Here is a 20,255-nt window from a genome sequence, read left to right on the forward strand (position 1 = left end):
AGGGCTGGATAATCCCCGGTTATTCTTATATAATGTCAAAAGGACGATAAAGACAGTTCTATAAAAGATAGGATGAAACAACAGCAATTGGAATAGAATGTAAAAGAAAAGCAGGAGGAAGAATTATGTGCGGAATTGTTGGATATATAGGGAAGAAACAGGCTGCACCAATTTTGTTGGATGGACTTTCAAAACTGGAGTACCGTGGTTATGATTCGGCAGGTATGGCAATCTTTGATGGGAAGAAGATTAACATGGCTAAGGCGACCGGAAGATTAAAGGTATTATCTGAGCTGACCCATGAGGGTGCTACCTTGCCGGGAACGGTTGGAATCGGTCACACACGCTGGGCAACCCATGGTGCACCGAGTGATATCAATGCGCATCCACATTTCAATGAAGCCGGTACGATTGCTGTGGTACACAATGGTATCATTGAAAACTATATGAAATTAAAGAAAAAGTTATTAGAAAAAGGCTATAAGTTCCAGTCAGACACGGACACTGAGGTTGTGGCCCAGCTGCTGGATTATTACTATACCGGGAATCCATTGGAGACCATTACCAAGGTCATGCATCGTGTGGAAGGTTCTTATGCACTGGGAATTATCTTTGCAGAGAATCCGGATGTTATCTATGCAGTCCGTAAGGACAGTCCTCTGATTGTAGGAAGAGGTGAGGGGGAGAATCTGATTGCATCCGATGTCCCGGCAATTTTAAAATATACCAGAGATGTATATTTTATTGAAAATGAAGAAATTGCCTGCCTCTCCGAGGAAAAAATAGAATTCTTTAATGTAGACGGGGAATCTATCGAAAAAGAATGCAAACATATCGAGTGGGATATTCATGCAGCAGAAAAAGGCGGCTATGAGCATTTCATGTTAAAAGAAATGAATGAACAGCCAAAGACCATAAGAGATACCATCAGTCCGCGTATCAAGGATGGCAGAATTGTCATCGATGAGCTTGGAATGAGTGACGAAGAAATCAGAAATATCAGCAGAATTCACATTGTTGCCTGCGGTTCTGCTTATCATACCGGATTTACCAGTAAGTATATTTTCGAGGGAATGGCAAGAATTCCGGTAGAAGTAGATGTGGCATCTGAGTTCCGCTACCGGAATCCGATTTTAGAGGACGGAGCCCTTGTCATTATTATCAGTCAGTCCGGAGAGACAGCAGATTCCCTGGCGGCACTCCGTATGGCAAAAGAGCGTGGCGTTAAGACCCTTGGTATTGTAAATGTAGTTGGAAGCTCCATTGCAAGAGAGGCAGATAAAGTAATGTATACCTGGGCTGGACCGGAAATTGCAGTTGCAACTACAAAGGCATACAGTGCACAGCTTGTGGCACAATATCTTCTGGCAATTAAATTTGCACAGGTTCGTGGTAAAGTTTCAGAAGCAGAAGTAGGAGAAATGCTTCGTGACCTTAAGAAACTGCCGGATCAGGTAGAAATGTTACTGAGCCATAAAGAGAAGATCCAGAAATTTGCCAACCGTTTCATTGCAGCTAAGGATATTTTCTTTATCGGAAGAGGAATTGATTATGCGATTTCCATGGAAGGCTCTTTAAAATTAAAGGAGATTTCCTATATTCATTCTGAGGCATATGCAGCAGGTGAGTTAAAGCATGGAACCATTTCTCTGATTGAAGATGGTACACCGGTCGTTGCAGTGGCAACACAGGATGCACTGCTGAAAAAGACCATCAGCAATATTGTAGAAGTGAAGACCAGAGGCGCATTTGTCATGGCAGTCACCAATGAAGGCAATACAGAGATTGAAAAGACAGCAGATTATGTCATCTATATTCCACAGACCAATGCATATTTTGCCAATTCACTGGCAATTATTCCATTACAGCTGTTCAGCTACTATGTAGCAGTTGGAAAGGGCTGTGATGTGGATAAACCAAGAAATCTTGCAAAATCTGTTACGGTTGAGTAATTCCAGTGCTTTGACTTAAGATAGCTCCACCGTCCGTTGAATACGGATGCCACATAATGCCTGCAAGGGGCACTAAGGATTTCGGATAAAGTTTAATTCATCTGGCAACCGGCGCATATTCACATCCATGTTCAGATGCGCCTCGCTGGCACGTCCTGTGCCAGCGTTGCCGGGTGCCAGACGAAATCCTAAGTGCCCCTAACAGTCCTTATCAGGCATCCGTACTTCGACGAACGGTGGAGCTATCTATGTCAAACATTGGAAAGACTGTTTTTATAGCAAAAAGCAAAACGAAATATTAAGAACGGTGGTATTTCGGTGTGAAAATAAAATGTCCTTTTTTATAGAAAAAATTCTAATGTAAAATATATCCTCTTTTGCAGAGCTTTTTACAAATTAAACATAAAAGAAACATATTTTTCTCAATAAATAAACACAGAACTGACACAATTTATGGATATTATCATAATCAGAAAGTAACAAAGAGATGAAAGGAGTAATCTTTATGGAAAACAATTATAACAACAATTTTAACTCCAGCTCTCCTTATTCATATAATCAGACGAACCAGCAGACAGGAGACGGAACAAATACTTCATGGAGCAGTCAGGTGAACGGAAATACTTCACAGGGCTACAGTCAGGGAACCCAGTATGGACAGGGAAATGCCTATTATAGTCAGGGAACCCAGTATGGACAGGGAAATGCCTATTATAGTCAGGGAACACAGCCATATGGACAGAATCAGCAGAAGAAAAAACGGAAAGAAAAAGTAAAGAAAGAACATGGTAAAGGTGGATTTGGTGTAAAACTTGCAAAATGTGCAGCTATTGCATTAGTCTTTGGATTGATTTCAGGAAGCGTATTTGCGGGAACAAATCAGCTGCTTGGAACGAAGTGGAGCAACTCTGAATCTGCTAAGACAGAGGCTTCCCTGAATAAGAGCAGCAGCGGAGATACCGTTAAGGCAGCAAATACTTCATCCAAAGCAGTAACCGATTTGACGGATGTCTCAGATATTGCAGATAATGTAATGCCATCTATTGTTGCAATTACGAATATGAGTGAAAAACAGGTAAGCACCTGGTATGGATATACTGCATCACAGCCACAGGAAAGCTGTGGTTCCGGAATCATAGTAAGCCAGGATGACCAGTACATCTATGTAGCAACGAATAATCATGTGGTATCCGGTGCCCAAAGTATTACCGTGCAGTTCTCAGATGACAGCACAGTAGCCGCAGAAGTAAAAGGAACAGATGCAGGAAGTGACTTAGCAGTCGTTGCAGTTCCGATTTCCGATATCAGCGCAGACACCTTAAGTACCATTAAGGTTGCAACCCTTGGCAATTCTGATGACTTAAGTGTAGGTCAGGCAGCAGTCGCAATCGGAAATGCGTTAGGTTATGGGCAGTCTGTTACAACCGGTGTTATCAGTGCATTGAACCGAGAGGTGTCCGTAGAAAATGATGACGGTTCTACCACCACCAATGAACTGATACAGACTGATGCGGCTATTAACCCTGGTAATAGTGGTGGCGCATTACTGAATGCCAAGGGTGAAGTAATCGGTATCAGTTCTGTAAAATATTCTGATACCAGTGTAGAAGGTATGGGCTATGCTATCCCGATTAATACAGCGTCTCCGATTATTGAAAAATTAATCAACCGGGAACAGGTGGATGAATCCCGTTCCGCATATCTTGGAATCTCAGGTGTAGATGTATCCTCCACCGTTGCACAGACCTATAATATGCCGGAAGGAATATATCTCTATCAGGTAAAGGAAGGTTCACCGGCAGAGCAGGCAGGCTTACAGGCAGGAGATATTATCACATCCTTTGATGGAAGCAAGGTTTCATCTACAACAGAATTAAATGATGCGATTAAGTATTGTGCAGCAGGTGATTCTGTAGAAGTTGTATTTGAACGTCAGACAGATGGACAGTATCAGGAACAGACGGTAACCGTAACTTTAGGGCAGAAAAACTAAAAACGGATAACGAAATGTAATCCTTAGTCATCTATAAAGCAAAGCTACCGATAAGGCAGATAAAACAGCAGTGTCTTAAATATGTTGAAGAAAACATGGACACTGCTGTTTTTTTACTTTACAGGAAATTGCTTTCCTGTAAAGTAAAAAACGCTCCGCGAGGATGCACACTGCGGCGTATAAGGTAGATGTCGCAAGCGACCGCCGCAGGCGCGAGAATGTGCCAAGGCACATTCTTTGTTACGCAAGTAGCGAGAAAAAATCTAGCAGAAAAGAAGGAGCCAGGTTTGTTTGAGCGAACTTCTTTTCTGCCAGACTTTGGTAAGCGCTGCGATAACTTTAGAAAAAATTAATAGTTGTTTCGGGTATTTTCTGATATGATAGAAAAGTAAGAAAAATAAACTTATGAGGAAAGTAAAAGATGAATCCATTAGATTTTAGCAGAATAAAAGACGAGGCACATCCGGAGGATTTTTTAAGTGAGATGAAACCCTTTGGGGATTTGATGATGTATTACCGATGTGCCATGATGGAAGTGGAAACAAAGTTTAAGGTATTAAATGAGCAGTTTTCCACACAATATAACAGGAATCCGATTGAGTCCATAAAAACAAGACTGAAGAAACCGGCAAGTATTATTGAAAAAATCAAACGGAAGAACATTGGATTTTCCATGAAAGCAATTGAGGAGAATATGTTTGATATTGCGGGAGTGCGTGTCATCTGTTCTTTTCAGGAAGATATTTATACTATGGCAGATTTGCTGCTGCAGCAGGATGATATCATTCTGGTAGAGAAGAAAGATTATATTGCACATCCGAAGGATAACGGATACCGTAGTCTGCATCTGATTGTAGATGTGCCGATATTTTTATCGAACGAGAAGCGCCATATGAAAGTGGAGGTGCAGCTCCGGACCATTGCCATGGATTTCTGGGCGAGTCTTGAGCACAAGCTTCGCTATAAGAAACATATTAATAATTCAGAAGAAATAGCAGATAAATTAAAGCATGTTGCAGATGTAATTACAGAAATGGACTGCGAGATGCAGGATATCCGTCATATGATAGAATTTATAGACGATAATACAGAATCGTAGTATACTATAGATATCTGGCACAAGGAGGAGGTAATAAGATGACAGAGGGTGGACTTCTGATTTTCCTTGGAATTTTAATCTTATTTGTAATAATTGTAGCTGTAATAGCGGTAGTAGCCGCAGTATCCGGGGCCGCAGCGGCAATTGCAGATGAGGACAAAGAAGAAGAGTAGAGAAAAAGAACGTTCCTGAATGGAAATTATTCCAGACGGGAACGTCCTTTTTTGTCTTTTACAATGTTATAAATCGATACCAAGTCCTTCAAAAAGCACTTTCATAGAGTCTATTTCAAGAATCAGAATCATGGCACTTTTAATCTGGGTATGGGCAAAACTTAACCGTTCATCAATAAAGAGAACCTGATAATCCAGTTTTGTAAATTCTTTTTCCGGGACAGCCAGAATTTCACCAATGGTACCAAGATGGTTCTGCGGTGGTTCAATATCAATAAAGGTATTTGTCATTTTTGCAATAGAATTTACATAAGCAGCAGTTGTGATGTTTGCCATTTCGCGCAATACGGATAAATCCATATCATCCAGTGAATCAATGGAAGCGACATTTTTTTTATAAAAGGTGTTGATAAGCCGGCTGGCAAATTCTTTCTCCACAATCTGAAGCATAACACCATTCATATCACCTTTTACATTTACAGTCATACCAATAGCAGTTTTATCTGCCCCACCAAGATAATCTGCAGCTTTGGTATAATCCATCAGGCAGATATTTGGCACTTCAATATCTACCGGTGTATTTAAGAGGCCTGCCAGTGCAGTAGCAGCATTACCGGAACCGATGTTTCCAATTTCAGCTAGAACGCTTAAATGCATAGAATCCAGTTCTTTTAAATTTAGCATAGACATAAAAACTCTCCCTTTGTCATTACAGTATAAATTTTTCTCGTTTTCGTTTATTATAACATAGGATACAGGCAATGAGAATGGATTTTTATGGCATTTCGAAAGGAATTATAAAGAATTTTGAAGAATAAAAAACTCACCCTTGACAAAAGTGCCTGGCAAATTTAATATAATGCCTAGAGATAAAGGTAATGAGAAAGAGGAGTACATCGGTACGGTTCTAAGAGAGGACGGCTCATCGGCTGAAAGGTTGTCTGAATACGACAGATGGAAGGTAGCTTTCGAACCGGAAGACCCAGAAAGCCTGTAACCGGAATCATATAAAGAATTTCAACAAGGCATAAGTTTTCCCGGCACTCCACGTTACGGAGAAGAGATATGCATAGATACTATGTATAACGAAGGTGGTACCGCGCTGATTCGCCCTTCTTATCCAGCTGGATAGGGAGGGCTTTTTAACTTTACAGAAAATTGCTTTTCTGTAAAGTTAAAAACGCTCCGCGAGGATGCACCAAGTCCTATACCTTTCAGATAACTGAAATGTCTACTAATAAAGATAGCACTTTTATAAATTACGAAACGTCCAATTTAGAAAAAGGAGAACAATTATGAGCAAAGAACTTGCAAAAACCTACGACCCAAAAGGGATTGAAGACCGACTTTATAAGAAATGGGAAGACAATGGATATTTCCATGCACAGGCTGACCGCAGCAAGAAACCGTTTACCATTGTAATGCCGCCGCCAAATATTACCGGACAGCTTCATATGGGACATGCATTGGATAATACCATGCAGGATATATTAATCCGTTACAAGAGAATGCAGGGATATAATGCATTATGGCAGCCGGGAACAGACCATGCAGCCATTGCAACAGAGGTAAAGGTGATTGATTCCTTAAAGAAGCAGGGAATTGACAAGAATGACCTCGGAAGAGAAGGCTTCTTAGAAAAATGCTGGGAGTGGAAGGATGAGTATGGCAGCCGCATCATCAACCAGTTAAAGAAAATGGGTTCTTCCGCAGACTGGAGCAGAGAACGTTTTACCATGGATAAAGGATGCTCTGATGCAGTTCTTGAAGTATTTATAAAATTATATGAAAAAGGTCTTATTTATAAAGGCTCCCGTATTGTAAACTGGTGTCCTGTCTGCAAGACATCTATTTCCGATGCCGAGGTAGAACATGAAGAACAGGATGGCTTCTTCTGGCATATCAATTATCCGGTAGTAGGGGAAGCGGGAAGATTCGTAGAAATCGCAACCACCCGTCCGGAGACTTTATTTGGTGATACTGCAGTAGCAGTAAATCCGGATGATGAACGTTATCAGGATATTATCGGAAAAATGTTAAAGCTTCCGATGACAGACCGTGAGATTCCGGTTATTGCAGACTCCTATGTAGATAAAGAATTTGGAACCGGATGTGTAAAGATTACACCGGCTCATGACCCGAACGACTTTGAAGTGGGAAAACGTCATAATCTGGAAGAAATCGTTGTTATCAATGATGATGCAACCATGAACAGCAAAGCCGGCAAATATGCGGGCATGGACAGATACGAATGCCGGAAAGCACTGGTAGAGGATTTAGAGAAGGAAGGACTTTTGGTAAAAGTTGTTCCGCATTCCCATAACGTAGGAACCCATGACCGTTGTGGCACAACCGTAGAGCCAATGATTAAACAGCAGTGGTTTGTAAAAATGGATGATTTAATCAAACCGGCAGTAGAAGGTGTAAAGAATGGAGATATCAAGCTCCTTCCAAAACGTATGGAGAAAACCTACTTTAACTGGACGGATAATATCCGTGACTGGTGTATTTCCAGACAGCTCTGGTGGGGACATCGTATTCCTGCATATTACTGTGATGAATGCGGAGAAATGGTAGTATCTAAGAACGCACCGGAGAAATGCCCGAAGTGCGGCTGCACCCATATGACACAGGATCCGGATACTCTGGATACCTGGTTCTCTTCTGCATTATGGCCATTTTCAACCTTAGGCTGGCCGGAGAAAACAGAAGACTTAGATTATTTCTATCCGAATGATGTATTAGTAACCGGATACGATATTATTTTCTTCTGGGTAATCCGTATGATTTTCTCAGGATATGAGCAGATGGGCAAAGCACCATTCCATACTGTATTATTCCACGGACTGGTTCGTGATTCCCAGGGCCGTAAGATGAGTAAATCTCTTGGAAATGGAATTGACCCGTTAGAGGTTATTGATAAATATGGTGCAGATGCCTTGAGACTGACACTGATTACCGGAAATGCACCGGGAAATGATATGCGTTTCTACTGGGAGCGTGTAGAAGCATCCCGTAACTTTGCCAATAAAGTGTGGAATGCATCCCGTTTCATTATGATGAACTTAGAGGGCATGGAGGTAACAGAGCCTGCAATTTCTGACCTGGCACCGGAAGATAAATGGATTCTTTCAGCAGTTAATACATTGACCAAAGATGTAACAGAAAATATGGATAAATTCGAACTTGGTATTGCAGTACAGAAAGTATATGACTTTATCTGGGATGAATTCTGTGACTGGTATATCGAGATTGCCAAAGTTCGTACTTATAAGAAAGACGAGGATGCCAGGGCTGCTAACAGTGCACTCTGGACACTTCGTACTGTATTAGGACAGGCATTAAAATTATTACATCCATATATGCCATTTATCACAGAAGAAATCTATTGTACCTTAAATCCGCAGGAAGAGACCATTATGCTGGCTGACTGGCCGGTTTACAAAGAAGAGTGGAATTTCTCGGCAGAAGAAGAGATGCTTGCTCATGTAAAAGAGCTGGTAAAAGGCATCCGTAACTTAAGAACAGAGATGGATGTTCCACCATCCAGAAAGGCAAAGGTATTTATCGTATCTGAAGACAAAGCACTTTGTGAGACCTTCGAGAGCATGAAGAAAACATACCAGAATCTTATCAGTGCCAGCGAGATTGATGTCCAGTCCGATAAGGCAGGAATCGGAGAAGATGCAGTATCCGTAGTTATTCCGGGAGCTGTTGTATACATGCCGTTGGAAGACCTGGTAGATATGGAAAAAGAAAAAGAGCGTCTTTTGAAAGAAGAAGAGCGTCTTAAGAAAGAACTTGCCCGCTCCCACGGCATGTTAAATAATGAGAAGTTTGTAAGCAAGGCACCTGCTGCAAAGATTCAGGAAGAGAAAGATAAGCTTGCAAAATATGAGCAGATGATGGCTACCGTACAGGAGCGTCTGGCTCAGATGAAATAGTTACAAAAGTTAAAAGACAGGTATTGTCGATTCGCCGCAGTTTCTGCGGCGAAAACTTTTTATGGAAACAGGATAACCTCTTGAAAAAATTTTCCACTATATTATACTTAGAAAAGCGGTGACAAAAATGACTTATGAAGAGATTTGCAATTATATATATGAAATACCAAAGTTCACAAAGAAAAACAGTTTAGAGCATACGAAAGAAATGCTGCAGAGACTTTCTATCAGAGAGCATCAGTTTGAAATCATCCATGTGGCAGGAAGCAATGGCAAGGGAAGTGTGTGTGCATTTATCAATCAGGTGCTGGTGGAACATGGATATGAAGTGGGACTCTTTACTTCTCCGCACCTTGTATGCATGGAAGAACGTTTCGTAATCAATGGCGAAAAGTGCAGTCAGGAAGAATTTGTAGAAAGCTTTGAGGCAGTGCAGAAGGTGGTAGAGCAGATGGAAGCAGAAGGACTGCCGCATCCAGCATTTTTTGAATATCTTTTTGCCATGGGCATGTATCTTTTTCAGAAGCGGAAAGTACATTATCTTATTTTAGAGACTGGACTTGGCGGAAGGTTAGATGCAACGAATGTATTTGAGGAACCGTTGCTTACGATTATTACATCTATCAGTCTCGAGCATACACAGATTTTAGGAGATTCCATTGAAGCAATTGCAGGAGAAAAGGCAGGGATTATCAAAGAAGGCGTTCCTGTTATCTTTGATGGAAGTAATGAAACAGCGGCAGAAGTGATAAGGCAGACTGCAAGGGCAAAAAGAGCACCTTATTACTGTATTTCTTTAGAAAGTCTTAAAATTCATAAAATAACCGGGAAAACTATTGATTTTTGTTATACCAATGGGTATGATGTTGTTGATTTGAAAATCCCGTTTCCGGCAGAATATCAGATGATGAATGCGTCACTGGCATATCGGGCGTTATCTGTCCTTCAGGTGGAAACCGGAATTGGAAAAGCAGAGATTATCTCTGCAATGGAACATACCAGATGGATGGGCAGAATGCAGCAGGCAGAGCCATTTATCTATTTTGATGGAGCACATAATGCAGATGGTATTGCCCACTTTGTGAAAAATGTGCAGAAGATTGCGGAAGAAAAGCCAGTTCTTCTTTTTTCCATGATGGAAGAGAAGAATCATAAAGAAGCAGTAAAAGTACTGTGCAAGGAAGTTTCGTGGGATAGTATTGTACTGACCCGCATCCCGGACAGCCGTGGAATTGACCCATTGAAATTGCAGGATGAATTTATGGCAAACGACCGGGAAACAGTAGTAATAGAAGACTGTGCACAGGCATACAGATATGTAAAGGAATACAGGAAGGACAACCAGATGGTATTCTGTGCGGGTTCCCTGTATTTGATTGGAGAATTGGAAAAGATAGCAGGAGGAAATGAAGCATGATAGATTTTGAAGAAGAATTAAAGAAATTCAAACCAAGCCTGGAAGTAGAAGAGGCAGAGGAAGCTATTTACAATCAGGACTTAACGGATATGACAGACATTTTAAGAGAAATGATGAAAGAAGCAAGACGACAGTAGAATTCGTTAAGTGAGGTAAAGTATGAAATGTTATAATTGCGGAGCAGATCTGACAGGGGACAACCGTTGTCCGAACTGTGGAATTGACGTAAAAGTATATAAGAAAATTGTGATGACCTCTAATTATTATTATAATCAGGGATTAGAGCGAAGCAATGTCCGTGATTTATCCGGAGCGATTGAAAGTCTTAAGAAGAGTCTTCGGTTTGATAAGACGAACATTCAGGCAAGAAATCTCCTGGGACTGGTACTTTTTGAGACCGGTGAGGCGGTATCTGCCATGGGTGAATGGGTGATTAGTAAGAGCCTTCAGCCAAAGGATAATGATGCAGGACGTTATCTGGACGCTGTGCAGAAGAATCCGGCACAGTTAGAAACGGTAAATCAGACCATTAAGAAATACAATCAGGCATTGTTATATTGCAGACAGAATAGTACAGATCTTGCAATTATCCAGTTGAAGAAGGTATTGTCCTTAAACCCGAGACTGGTAAAGGGACATCAGTTGCTGGCTCTTTTGTACATGAAAGAGAATAAATTCGAGCAGGCAAAGAAGTCATTGCGGGCAGCTATGAAAATTGATTCCAGCAATACGATTACACTGCGTTACATGAAAGAGACCAATCAGATGCTGCGCAGTGCCAACAGCGGTAAGAAGAAAAAGAAAGAAGATGACCTTATTTCCTATAAGAGTGGAAATGACCTCATTATCCAGCCGACAAAATTCAAAGATACTTCAGGTTTTGCCACGATACTGACCATTTTGCTTGGGGTGGCAATTGGTGTTGCAGTCACCTGTTTCCTTGTAGTGCCAAGTGTAAGACAGAAGGCAAAGAGTGATGCCAATACATCAGTGGTTCAGGCAAATGATACCATAACCACGAAGAATCAGCAGATTACCAATCTGGAAAATCAGATTGATGACCTGAACCAGCAGGTGTCTTCTGCAAAAAGCGATTCCGAGGAGACTTCCAATAAGATTAACAGCTATGACCAGCTGCTTTCAGCATATAAATCCTTCCAGGAGGGAGATATTACAGCAGCAGGAGATGCACTTTCCGATGTGAAGGAAGAAAACCTTTCCGATACCGCAAAGGAAATTTATCAGAATATCAACGCAACTGTAAATGACCAGTATCTTCAGGTGACTTATGCAGACAGTTATCAGGCATACAGTAATTATAACTATGAAGAAGCGAAGACCGGATTTGAAAAAGTAGTAGAGATGGATGAGGCATACCAGGATGGCAATGCGATTTATTATCTGGCACAGACCTACCGGAATCTGGGCGAGAATGAAAAAGCCATCGAATACTATCAGAAAGTGATTGATGGTTATCCGAATACGGAACGTGCAGCCAATTCTTCCCGCTATCTGGAAGAATTACAGAATGCAGAACAGTAACAGAATAAAGAAAAACAGTTTACAAAAGACGTCAGGCAGATTGCCGGGCGTCTTTTGTAGTTTACAGGAAATTGCTTTCCTGTAAACTACAAAACGCACCGCGAGGATGCACACTGCGGCGTATAAGGTAGATGTCGCAAGCGACCGCCGCAGGCGCGAGAATGTGCCAAGGCAGATTCTTTTTTACGTAATGTATATGGAGGATAGAAGAATGGAATTTAAGTATGAATTAGAAAATGGATGTCTTACCATCCGGGTACCAAAGGAGTTGGATCATCATTGCGCCACACAGCTGCGGGCAGAGGCAGATTTACTGATTGATTCTTACCGGGTTAACAAACTGGTTTTTGATTTTGCCGGTACAGAATTTATGGACAGCTCAGGGATTGGCGTGGTAATCGGAAGGTGCCGGAACATGAATTACAGCGGCGGAAAAGTGGTGGCAGAGAATATGAATGAGCGGATCCGGAAAATTTTCGTGGTATCAGGTCTGCATAAACTGGTTCAGATGAAAGAAGGGGAGAAGAAGTAGGTATGAAAATGGAGGCTGTAAATATGGGAAGAAGAAATAAGATGAAACTGGAATTTGAGGCATTATCCGTAAATGAAGGATTTGCCAGAGTAGCGGTAGCAGCATTTTGCGCCCAGATGAATCCCACACTGGATGAGTTAGAGGATATTAAAACTGCGGTATCGGAGGCGGTAACCAATGCCATTATCCATGGCTATGAAGAAAAGGAAGGAACGGTAGTGATGCAGTGCTGTCTTTCCGGAAGTACCGTACATATTACCGTAAAAGACAGCGGGAAGGGAATTGCGGATATTGAACGGGCAAAGGAGCCGTTTTTTACGACAAGGCCGGAGCTGGAGCGGTCCGGTATGGGCTTTTCTTTTATGGAGGCTTTCATGGATGAAGTAGAAGTACGGTCAAAGGTCGGAGAAGGAACTGTTATAAAAATGAAAAAAAATCTGGTGCGGGAAAGTTAAGTGGAGAATGGAACAGACAATTGCTTATATCAAACGGGCACACAAAGGGGATAAGCAGGCAAGAGATACGCTGGTGCTTGGAAATCAGGGGCTGGTCTGGAGTGTGGTACAAAGATTTTTAGGAAGAGGACATGATAAAGAAGAACTGTTTCAGATTGGATGCATTGGACTGATGAAGGCAGTGGATAAGTTTGATGTAAGTTATGAGGTATGCTTTTCCACTTATGCAGTGCCGGTGATTATGGGAGAAATACGCCGCTTCCTGAGGGATGACGGCATGGTGAAGGTCAGCAGGAGCATGAAAGAAAAAGGCTATCTTATCAGCAATGCAAGAAAGGAACTGACAGACATGCTTGGAAGGGAGCCGGAGTTAAAGGAACTGGCAGAAAAAACCGGGCTTTCGGAGGAAGAGATTGTCCTTGCAGTGGAAGCCAATGGAGAAGTAGAATCCATTTACCAGAGCGTCTATCAGTCGGATGGCAGTGAAATCTATTTATTGGACCGGTTAAAGGATAAGAAGAATGCGCAGGAAGAACTGGAAAATAAGCTTCTGATAGAAGAATTGCTACAACAGTTATCCGGAAGGGAGCAGCAGCTGATTAAGATGCGTTATTTTGAAAATGCCACGCAAAGCCAGATTGCTGCAAAGCTTGGCACCAGTCAGGTACAGGTCAGCCGCATGGAGAAGAAAATATTACTGCAGATGAGAAAATACATGAGTCAGGGTTGACAAACAAAGGGGGTGGAAATATACTAAAAAAGGATTAAGCGAGATTCCCTTGTCAAAGTGTTCCGGCTTTGATGGGGATTTTTTTTACAGGAAATGAAGAGAAAGGAAGTGGAAAGATGATTAAGTACTATTGCAGTGAACAGAACCGTATCAGCGAAATTGAATCACCAGGGGAGGATTGCTGGATATCCCTTGTAAATCCAACAGAGGCAGAAGTCGCAGCAATGGTAAATCAGTATGGAATTGATGCAGATGCCATGCGTTCTGCACTGGATACGGACGAGCGCTCGCGTATTGAAACAGACGAGAATTATACCATGGTATTGGTTAATATCCCGAATATTGAAACCCATAATGATAAGGAACTTTATGATACCATTCCACTTTCTATTTTTGTGGTAAAAAAAGCAGTCATTACAGTAAGTCTTGAGAAGACTCCGATATTAGAAGCATTTGCCAATGGCACGGTGCGGGATTTTAATCCTGCCATGCGTTCCCGCTTTGTGCTTCAGATTTTGTACCGGACATCCTCTCTTTTCTTACAGTACTTAAGAAGTATTGACCGCCAGAGCGAAATTGTGGAAAACAAGCTGCACAAGTCCACACAGAACCGTGAGTTAATCGAACTTTTGAAACTGGAAAAGAGTCTGGTTTACTTTACGACAGCACTCCGCTCCAATGAGGTGGTACTGGAGAAATTATTTAAAAATGACAATATTAAAAAATATCAGGAAGATGAAGAACTTCTTGAGGATGTTATTGTTGAAAACAAGCAGGCAATTGAGATGGCAAATATTTACAGCGGCATTTTGAGCGGAATGATGGATGCTTTTGCATCCGTTATTTCCAACAATCTGAATGTGGTAATGAAGGTGCTTGCCATAATAACAGCTGTACTTTCTGTTCCGACTATGATATTCTCAGCGTATGGCATGAATGTGGCTGCAAAGGGAATGCCGTTTGCAGAGAGTCCTTATGGATTTCTTATTATCGTATTAATCGCAGTGGTATGCAGTCTCATTGTTGCATTAATCTTTGCTAAGACAAAGATGTTTAAATAAAAGTAGGGGATGGAAGGTAATATGTACGACAATTATGTGTTTGACCTGTATGGAACACTGGTAGATATCCATACAGAGGAAAACGATGCTAAGGTATGGGAAAAACTGAGTCTGTTTTACGGATTTCATGGAGCTTTATATGCCCCGCAGGAATTACAGGAATCTTATCTGGCATTGATTCAAAGCAAAGAGACAGATTTAAAAGGAGAGTTGGAAAAGGAGCCACACTATGCCCATGAGGCATTTCCGGAGATTCGCATTGAAGAAGTATTCAAAGAGCTTTATGCGAAGAAGGGGATAAAGGCTGAGGATGCGCTGGCAGTTCATACCGGACAGTTCTTCCGGGTACTGACCATGGAGTATGTGCGGATTTATGATGGCGTAAGAGAATTATTAAAAGCATTGAAAAAATGTGGTAAAAAGGTATATCTTTTATCCAATGCCCAGAGAATCTTTACGGAATATGAGATGAATTATTTGGATATTACAAAATATTTTGACGATATTTTAATTTCATCCGATTATGGAACCAAGAAACCAGACATCCGCTTTTTTGAACAACTGATAGAGAAGTATCATCTGGATGTGAAGAAAACACTGATGATAGGAAATGATGTGCGCTGTGACATCAACGGGGCCAAAGAGGCAGGCCTTGACACTTTTTACATTCATTCGAATATTTCTCCAAAAGATGACCAAAAGCCGGACAGTACCTATTACCTGCCTGCAATGGATATGAAAAAAGTAAAAGAACTTATCCTGCAAAACGCTTTCGGTACTCACGGGGTGTAACATAAAAGCGTTTCTTAAACAGCCGGTTGAAGTAAGAGAGGTTGTCAAAGCCTACTTCAGCGGCAATGTCTAATATAGAAGCTTCAGACGAAATAAGCAGCCGGCTGGCCATGGTCAGCCGGTAATCATTTAAATATTCTGTAAAAGTAGTTCCCATGGTATTTTTGAAAAACTTCATAAAATGAGACTGGCTTAAGTCCAGCGCATCTGCCATTTCTTCAATGGAAATTTTACTGGCATAATTTGTCTCAATATATTTAATGATGCGTTTCATCTTTTCCAGGGATTTCTGGTTCTTGCGGGAGACGCTTGTTTCGCAGCAGTTAGAGATCAGAATGGAAAAGAGCAGGAAAAGCTGTCCTTTAATCACAAGCTGGAAGGCCGGGGGATTGGTCCTGCAGACTGCATCCGCAGCATTGATACAACCGGCAACCTCGTTATAGAATGGCATACCCGGTGTAAAATGTGTGGTAAGCCGCAGTGTGCCGTCTAAAAGCGGTGTAAAGTAGCGGCTGTTACAGATGTCTGTCTGTTTGGCAAGGAGCATTTCCAGTTTAAAAATAATATTAATATATTCCATTTTGTAATCGAGATACTGTTCAATGGAATGAACCTGTCCCGGAAGAATCAGAAGAATACTTCCTTCCTGAACCGGGTATTCTTCCAAATCTACGGTAATCAGTCCGCAGCCTTTTTTGATGTAGATAATTTCCGTTTCATCATGCCAGTGGGCAGGCACCCGCTCAAAATCTAAGGGAATTGAACAGGGATAGGTGATATATGGGAAACTTTCTGAACCATGTGATTTTTTTTCCTGGTAATTTTCATATTCGAGAATATTCATGGGAAACGCCTTTCGTCAAAATGTACAAAAAAGTGATTTTTTCTAAAAATATCGAAATATGATAGTATTGTACCACTTTTGACCGGTATATTACAAGAAAATGTAAAAGAAATGTTAGATAATGCATACATAAGAGAACGAACTGAATTCAAATTTTACGGAGGGTCAAAAATGAATTTACAGGAAATCGTAACAAAGAAATATAACAAGGGAATTGCTGATTGCTCTAATGAAGAATTATACTTCGCATTATTAGAGATGACAAAAGCAATGGCTGAGAAGAAAGAAAACCACAACGGAAAGAAAAAATTATATTATATTTCCGCAGAGTTCTTAATTGGAAAACTTCTCTCCAACAACCTGATTAATTTAGGCGTATATGATGAAGTGAGAGATGTACTTGCAGCAAATGGCAAAGACATCTGTGCAATTGAAGAGGTTGAACCGGAACCATCACTTGGTAACGGTGGTCTTGGAAGACTTGCAGCATGCTTCCTTGATTCTATTGCAACATTAGGATTAAACGGTGATGGAGTTGGACTTAACTATCATTACGGATTATTCAAACAGGTATTTGAAAACAACCTTCAGAAAGAAACCAAGAATCCTTGGATTCAGGATGAAAGCTGGCTGACAAAGACAGATAAGAGCTATCAGGTACAGTTTGGTGGATTTAATGTAACTTCAAAATTATATGATATTGATGTTACCGGATATGAAAACACAACCAACAAGCTTCATTTATTCGATATCGAAACAGTAGATGAGAGCATCGTTGGGGATGGAATTGACTTTGACAAAGAGGATATCAGGAAAAACCTGACATTATTCTTATATCCGGATGACAGCGATGACAAGGGACGTCTCCTTCGTGTTTACCAGCAGTACTTCATGGTAAGCAACGCTGCACAGTTAATCTTAGATGAGGCAGTAGAAAGAGGATGTAACTTGCATGATCTTGCTGATTATGCAGTAATCCAGATTAATGATACCCATCCATCTATGGTAATCCCGGAGATGATTCGTCTGTTAATGGAAAGAGGAATCGGCATGGACGAGGCTATTGCAATCGTTTCCAAGTGTTGTGCATATACCAATCACACCATCTTAGCAGAAGCATTAGAGAAATGGCCAATCTCTTTCTTAGAGAAAGTTGTTCCACAGTTAATGCCAATCATCTACGAATTAAACAACCGTGTAGTTGCTAAATATGATGACAAGTCTGTATACATCATTGATGATGAAAAACGTGTACACATGGCTCATATGGATATCCACTACGGATTCAGCGTAAATGGTGTTGCATACCTTCATACAGAAATCTTAAAAGATTCTGAGTTAAATAACTTCTACAAGATTTATCCTGAGAAGTTCAATAACAAGACAAACGGTATCACATTCCGTCGTTGGTTATTACACTGTGATAAGGGATTGACATCCTTAATCGAAGAACTGATTGGACCAGGATTCAAGAAAGATGCAATGGAACTGGAAAAATTAGGACAGTTCGTAAATGATGATGCAGTATTAGATAAATTACTTGCAATCAAGACTGAGAACAAAGTTGTTCTTAAGAACTACTTAAAGGCAACACAGAACATCGACTTAGATGAGAACTCAGTATTTGATATTCAGATTAAGAGATTACATGAGTACAAGAGACAGCAGATGAATGCACTCTATGTAATTAACAAATATTTTGAAATCAAAGCAGGAAAGAAACCGGCAAGAAAGATTACTGCAATCTTTGGCGCAAAGGCAGCTCCGGCTTACATCATTGCAAAAGACATTATCCATTTAATTCTCTGCTTACAGCAGTTAATCGCAAATGACCCGGAAGTAAGTCCATACTTACAGGTTGTTATGGTAGAGAACTACAATGTTACTTTAGCTGAGAAATTAATTCCGGCAGCAGATATCCATGAGCAGATTTCCTTAGCATCTAAAGAGGCATCTGGAACATCTAACATGAAGTTCATGTTAAACGGCGCAGTAGCAATTGGAACCATGGACGGAGCAAACGTAGAAATGCATCAGTTAGTAGGAGATGATAACATCTACATCTTCGGAGAGTCTTCTGACGAAGTAATTGAGCATTACGCAAAAGCTGATTATGTATCACGCAAGTATTATGATAATGATGCAGATATCAAACGTGCAATCGACTTCATCGTAAGTGATGAAATGAAAGCAATCGGAAATGCAGAGAACTTAGAGAGACTTTTCAATGAGTTAATCAACAAAGACTGGTTCATGACTCTTCCGGATTTCGAATCTTATCGTGCAAAGAAAGATGAAATGCTTGCAGATTATGAAGATAGAAAAGCATGGGCAAAAATGATGCTGACAAACATCAGCAAAGCCGGCTTCTTCTCATCTGACCGTACAATTGAGCAGTACAACAAAGATATTTGGAAATTAGACTAAATTTTGATAAAAGTATTCTCCAACCTTTAAAAACAATGAGGGACAGATAGAAATATCTGTCCCTTGTTGCGTTTTATGAAATACGACTTAGAGCTTCAATCCCTTTAACAGTGCGCCAAGGCTGGTAGAAGCACTTTCATCAGAGGTGTAGGCGGATAAGTCTTCTTTTTCTTCTACAGAAGTATCTACCATTTCTTCTTCCAATGCACGCATGCTTAAGCTGATTTTGCCGTCGTTGGTATTTAAAAGCTTGGCTTTTACATGCTGTCCTTCCTTTAATACTTCGGAAGGCTTATTAATACGGCGTTCACAAATCTGGGAAATGTGGACAAGTCCCGTAAGTCCGTCCCCAAGGTTGATAAATGCACCATATGGCATCAGGCTTTCCACGGTTCCTTCTACAATACTGCCCGGAACTAACATGGCAATCTTGTGATTCCTCTCTTCTGCTTCTTTTTCAAGAGCAACGGATTTACCGGAGAGCACCAGACGGTCATCTTCCTCGTCTACAGTAATGACACGGACTTCTAATTCTTTGCCAACATAGCTTTCGGTATCTTCTACATAGGCTGTGGTAATCTGTGAAGCCGGAATAAATCCGCGAATGCCATAAAGGTATGCAACCACACCGGCTTTTACCGCTTCACTGACCTTTACGGCAACAACGGTTTCGTTTTCCAACAGCTCTTTTAACTTATCCCAGGCAAGCACTTCGTTGGCTTCTTTCATGGAAAGTAAAATGTTGCCTTCTCCATCATCCCGGCGGATGACCGTTGCTTCTAAGACATCTCCCGGATGAATGTGCTCGTCAATGACAAAGGATGGGTCGTTGCTGACTTCATCTGCTTTGATGATTCCCGGGGCATAATACTTTAAGTCCAATGTGATGGCGTCTTCATCCACAGAGATAACGGTTCCGGTTAAGATGTCTCCTTCGTTGATTTTCCGGAAGGAAGCCTCAAGCTCTGCTTCAAAGTCCTGCATGGTTTCTTTTGCTTCGTTTTCTGACATAGTAAAACCTCTTTTCTTATCTGATTCTGGTTGGGCGATTGCGAAAGGGGACAGGAGCTGCCAGTAAAGAAGTTTTACGGTATTCCAAGACACTGATTTTCAGATGATGAAATACCACCGTTCTAAGTGGTTCGTTTTTCTTTTTACGATAAAAACAGTCTTTTCCATGTTTGAGCAGAATCGGGACACTGTCCGTCAAAGTACGGTTGCCAGATGAAAGAAAAAGTATGCCGAAATTCCCAGTGCCCCTTGCAGACATTATGTGGCATCCGCCCTTGATGGA

At 41.1% G+C, this 20,255-nt stretch carries 17 protein-coding genes; 14 read left to right on the forward strand and 3 right to left on the reverse strand.

What is annotated here, in order from left to right; translation table 11 throughout:
• Nucleotides 1-125 precede the first annotated feature (125 nt).
• The 4 genes from glmS (at nt 126) to DWX96_RS14715 (ending at nt 5,217) form a co-directional block, all read left to right on the forward strand.
• On the forward strand, nt 126-1,952 hold the full coding sequence (glmS, locus tag DWX96_RS02005; RefSeq protein WP_118056458.1) for a glutamine--fructose-6-phosphate transaminase (isomerizing): 1,827 nt from the start codon (nt 126-128) through the stop codon (nt 1,950-1,952).
• A gap of 505 nt (nt 1,953-2,457) precedes the next feature.
• The gene (locus DWX96_RS02010) at nt 2,458-3,945 is read left to right on the forward strand and encodes a S1C family serine protease (RefSeq protein WP_118056457.1); all 1,488 of its coding nucleotides are present in this window, start codon (nt 2,458-2,460) and stop codon (nt 3,943-3,945) included.
• Nucleotides 3,946-4,366: 421 nt separating this feature from the next.
• Nucleotides 4,367-5,044: a GTP pyrophosphokinase gene (locus tag DWX96_RS02015; protein ID WP_117840515.1), complete on the forward strand. Its 678-nt coding sequence runs from the start codon at nt 4,367-4,369 to the stop codon at nt 5,042-5,044.
• A 38-nt stretch (nt 5,045-5,082) separates the two neighbouring features.
• Nucleotides 5,083-5,217, forward strand: coding sequence for a hypothetical protein (locus DWX96_RS14715; protein ID WP_022244432.1), 135 nt, complete (start codon nt 5,083-5,085; stop codon nt 5,215-5,217).
• A gap of 66 nt (nt 5,218-5,283) precedes the next feature.
• Here the strand turns inward: DWX96_RS14715 and DWX96_RS02020 are convergent, their stop codons facing one another.
• Nucleotides 5,284-5,907, reverse strand: a complete 624-nt coding sequence (locus tag DWX96_RS02020) for a chemotaxis protein CheC (protein ID WP_117840517.1) — start codon at nt 5,905-5,907, stop codon at nt 5,284-5,286.
• A 605-nt stretch (nt 5,908-6,512) separates the two neighbouring features.
• On the opposite strand from DWX96_RS02020, the gene DWX96_RS02025 reads away from it, so the two are divergent.
• From DWX96_RS02025 to DWX96_RS02060, 9 genes are all read left to right on the forward strand, one after another.
• Nucleotides 6,513-9,161 (forward strand): valine--tRNA ligase, encoded by a 2,649-nt coding sequence (locus DWX96_RS02025; RefSeq protein WP_117697463.1) that lies wholly within the window; start codon nt 6,513-6,515, stop codon nt 9,159-9,161.
• A gap of 127 nt (nt 9,162-9,288) precedes the next feature.
• Nucleotides 9,289-10,578 carry a bifunctional folylpolyglutamate synthase/dihydrofolate synthase gene (locus tag DWX96_RS02030; RefSeq protein ID WP_118056456.1) on the forward strand — a complete coding sequence of 430 codons (1,290 nt, stop codon included), beginning with the start codon at nt 9,289-9,291 and terminating at the stop codon, nt 10,576-10,578.
• On the forward strand, nt 10,575-10,715 hold the full coding sequence (locus tag DWX96_RS14345; RefSeq protein ID WP_022244427.1) for a hypothetical protein: 141 nt from the start codon (nt 10,575-10,577) through the stop codon (nt 10,713-10,715). The genes DWX96_RS02030 and DWX96_RS14345 overlap by 4 nt, the downstream gene beginning before the upstream one ends.
• A gap of 22 nt (nt 10,716-10,737) precedes the next feature.
• Nucleotides 10,738-12,120: a tetratricopeptide repeat protein gene (locus DWX96_RS02035; RefSeq protein ID WP_118056455.1), complete on the forward strand. Its 1,383-nt coding sequence runs from the start codon at nt 10,738-10,740 to the stop codon at nt 12,118-12,120.
• Nucleotides 12,121-12,331: 211 nt separating this feature from the next.
• On the forward strand, nt 12,332-12,652 hold the full coding sequence (locus DWX96_RS02040) for an STAS domain-containing protein (RefSeq protein WP_022244425.1): 321 nt from the start codon (nt 12,332-12,334) through the stop codon (nt 12,650-12,652).
• Nucleotides 12,653-12,675: 23 nt separating this feature from the next.
• Entirely contained in the window at nt 12,676-13,107 is a 432-nt protein-coding gene (gene spoIIAB, locus DWX96_RS02045; RefSeq protein WP_118056711.1) for an anti-sigma F factor, read from the forward strand.
• A gap of 7 nt (nt 13,108-13,114) precedes the next feature.
• Nucleotides 13,115-13,837 carry a SigF/SigG family RNA polymerase sporulation sigma factor gene (locus tag DWX96_RS02050; protein ID WP_118056454.1) on the forward strand — a complete coding sequence of 241 codons (723 nt, stop codon included), beginning with the start codon at nt 13,115-13,117 and terminating at the stop codon, nt 13,835-13,837.
• Between the two features lie 116 nt (nt 13,838-13,953).
• Entirely contained in the window at nt 13,954-14,898 is a 945-nt protein-coding gene (locus DWX96_RS02055; protein WP_118056710.1) for a magnesium transporter CorA family protein, read from the forward strand.
• A gap of 21 nt (nt 14,899-14,919) precedes the next feature.
• Nucleotides 14,920-15,690, forward strand: a complete 771-nt coding sequence (locus DWX96_RS02060) for an HAD family hydrolase (RefSeq protein ID WP_242988688.1) — start codon at nt 14,920-14,922, stop codon at nt 15,688-15,690.
• On the opposite strand, the gene DWX96_RS02065 is transcribed toward DWX96_RS02060, so the two are convergent.
• On the reverse strand, nt 15,653-16,534 hold the full coding sequence (locus DWX96_RS02065; RefSeq protein WP_118056452.1) for an AraC family transcriptional regulator: 882 nt from the start codon (nt 16,532-16,534) through the stop codon (nt 15,653-15,655). The two genes, DWX96_RS02060 and DWX96_RS02065, sit on opposite strands and share 38 nt — an antisense overlap.
• Nucleotides 16,535-16,705: 171 nt before the next feature.
• Here DWX96_RS02065 and DWX96_RS02070 point away from each other — a divergent pair, with 171 nt between their 5' ends.
• On the forward strand, nt 16,706-18,961 hold the full coding sequence (locus DWX96_RS02070; protein ID WP_118056451.1) for a glycogen/starch/alpha-glucan phosphorylase: 2,256 nt from the start codon (nt 16,706-16,708) through the stop codon (nt 18,959-18,961).
• 87 nt (nt 18,962-19,048) lie between these two features.
• Here the strand turns inward: DWX96_RS02070 and DWX96_RS02075 are convergent, their stop codons facing one another.
• Complete coding sequence (locus DWX96_RS02075) at nt 19,049-19,972, reverse strand: 30S ribosomal protein S1 (RefSeq protein ID WP_118056450.1); 924 nt, start codon at nt 19,970-19,972, stop codon at nt 19,049-19,051.
• Nucleotides 19,973-20,255: the final 283 nt, after the last annotated feature.

This window comes from Roseburia sp. AF22-2LB, assembly GCF_003461125.1.
In the GTDB taxonomy this organism is placed as follows: domain Bacteria; phylum Bacillota; class Clostridia; order Lachnospirales; family Lachnospiraceae; genus Roseburia_C; species Roseburia_C amylophila.

Excerpts from the sequence above, each read along its gene's own strand:
- glmS (WP_118056458.1), top strand. The coding sequence starts at position 126 with ATGTGCGGAATTGTTGGATATATAGGGAAGAAACAGGCTGCACCAATT.
- DWX96_RS02010 (WP_118056457.1), top strand. The coding sequence starts at position 2,458 with ATGGAAAACAATTATAACAACAATTTTAACTCCAGCTCTCCTTATTCA.
- DWX96_RS02015 (WP_117840515.1), top strand. The coding sequence starts at position 4,367 with ATGAATCCATTAGATTTTAGCAGAATAAAAGACGAGGCACATCCGGAG.
- DWX96_RS14715 (WP_022244432.1), top strand. The coding sequence starts at position 5,083 with ATGACAGAGGGTGGACTTCTGATTTTCCTTGGAATTTTAATCTTATTT.
- DWX96_RS02020 (WP_117840517.1), bottom strand. The coding sequence starts at position 5,907 with ATGTCTATGCTAAATTTAAAAGAACTGGATTCTATGCATTTAAGCGTT.
- DWX96_RS02025 (WP_117697463.1), top strand. The coding sequence starts at position 6,513 with ATGAGCAAAGAACTTGCAAAAACCTACGACCCAAAAGGGATTGAAGAC.
- DWX96_RS02030 (WP_118056456.1), top strand. The coding sequence starts at position 9,289 with ATGACTTATGAAGAGATTTGCAATTATATATATGAAATACCAAAGTTC.
- DWX96_RS14345 (WP_022244427.1), top strand. The coding sequence starts at position 10,575 with ATGATAGATTTTGAAGAAGAATTAAAGAAATTCAAACCAAGCCTGGAA.
- DWX96_RS02035 (WP_118056455.1), top strand. The coding sequence starts at position 10,738 with ATGAAATGTTATAATTGCGGAGCAGATCTGACAGGGGACAACCGTTGT.
- DWX96_RS02040 (WP_022244425.1), top strand. The coding sequence starts at position 12,332 with ATGGAATTTAAGTATGAATTAGAAAATGGATGTCTTACCATCCGGGTA.
- spoIIAB (WP_118056711.1), top strand. The coding sequence starts at position 12,676 with ATGGGAAGAAGAAATAAGATGAAACTGGAATTTGAGGCATTATCCGTA.
- DWX96_RS02050 (WP_118056454.1), top strand. The coding sequence starts at position 13,115 with ATGGAACAGACAATTGCTTATATCAAACGGGCACACAAAGGGGATAAG.
- DWX96_RS02055 (WP_118056710.1), top strand. The coding sequence starts at position 13,954 with ATGATTAAGTACTATTGCAGTGAACAGAACCGTATCAGCGAAATTGAA.
- DWX96_RS02060 (WP_242988688.1), top strand. The coding sequence starts at position 14,920 with ATGTACGACAATTATGTGTTTGACCTGTATGGAACACTGGTAGATATC.
- DWX96_RS02065 (WP_118056452.1), bottom strand. The coding sequence starts at position 16,534 with ATGAATATTCTCGAATATGAAAATTACCAGGAAAAAAAATCACATGGT.
- DWX96_RS02070 (WP_118056451.1), top strand. The coding sequence starts at position 16,706 with ATGAATTTACAGGAAATCGTAACAAAGAAATATAACAAGGGAATTGCT.
- DWX96_RS02075 (WP_118056450.1), bottom strand. The coding sequence starts at position 19,972 with ATGTCAGAAAACGAAGCAAAAGAAACCATGCAGGACTTTGAAGCAGAG.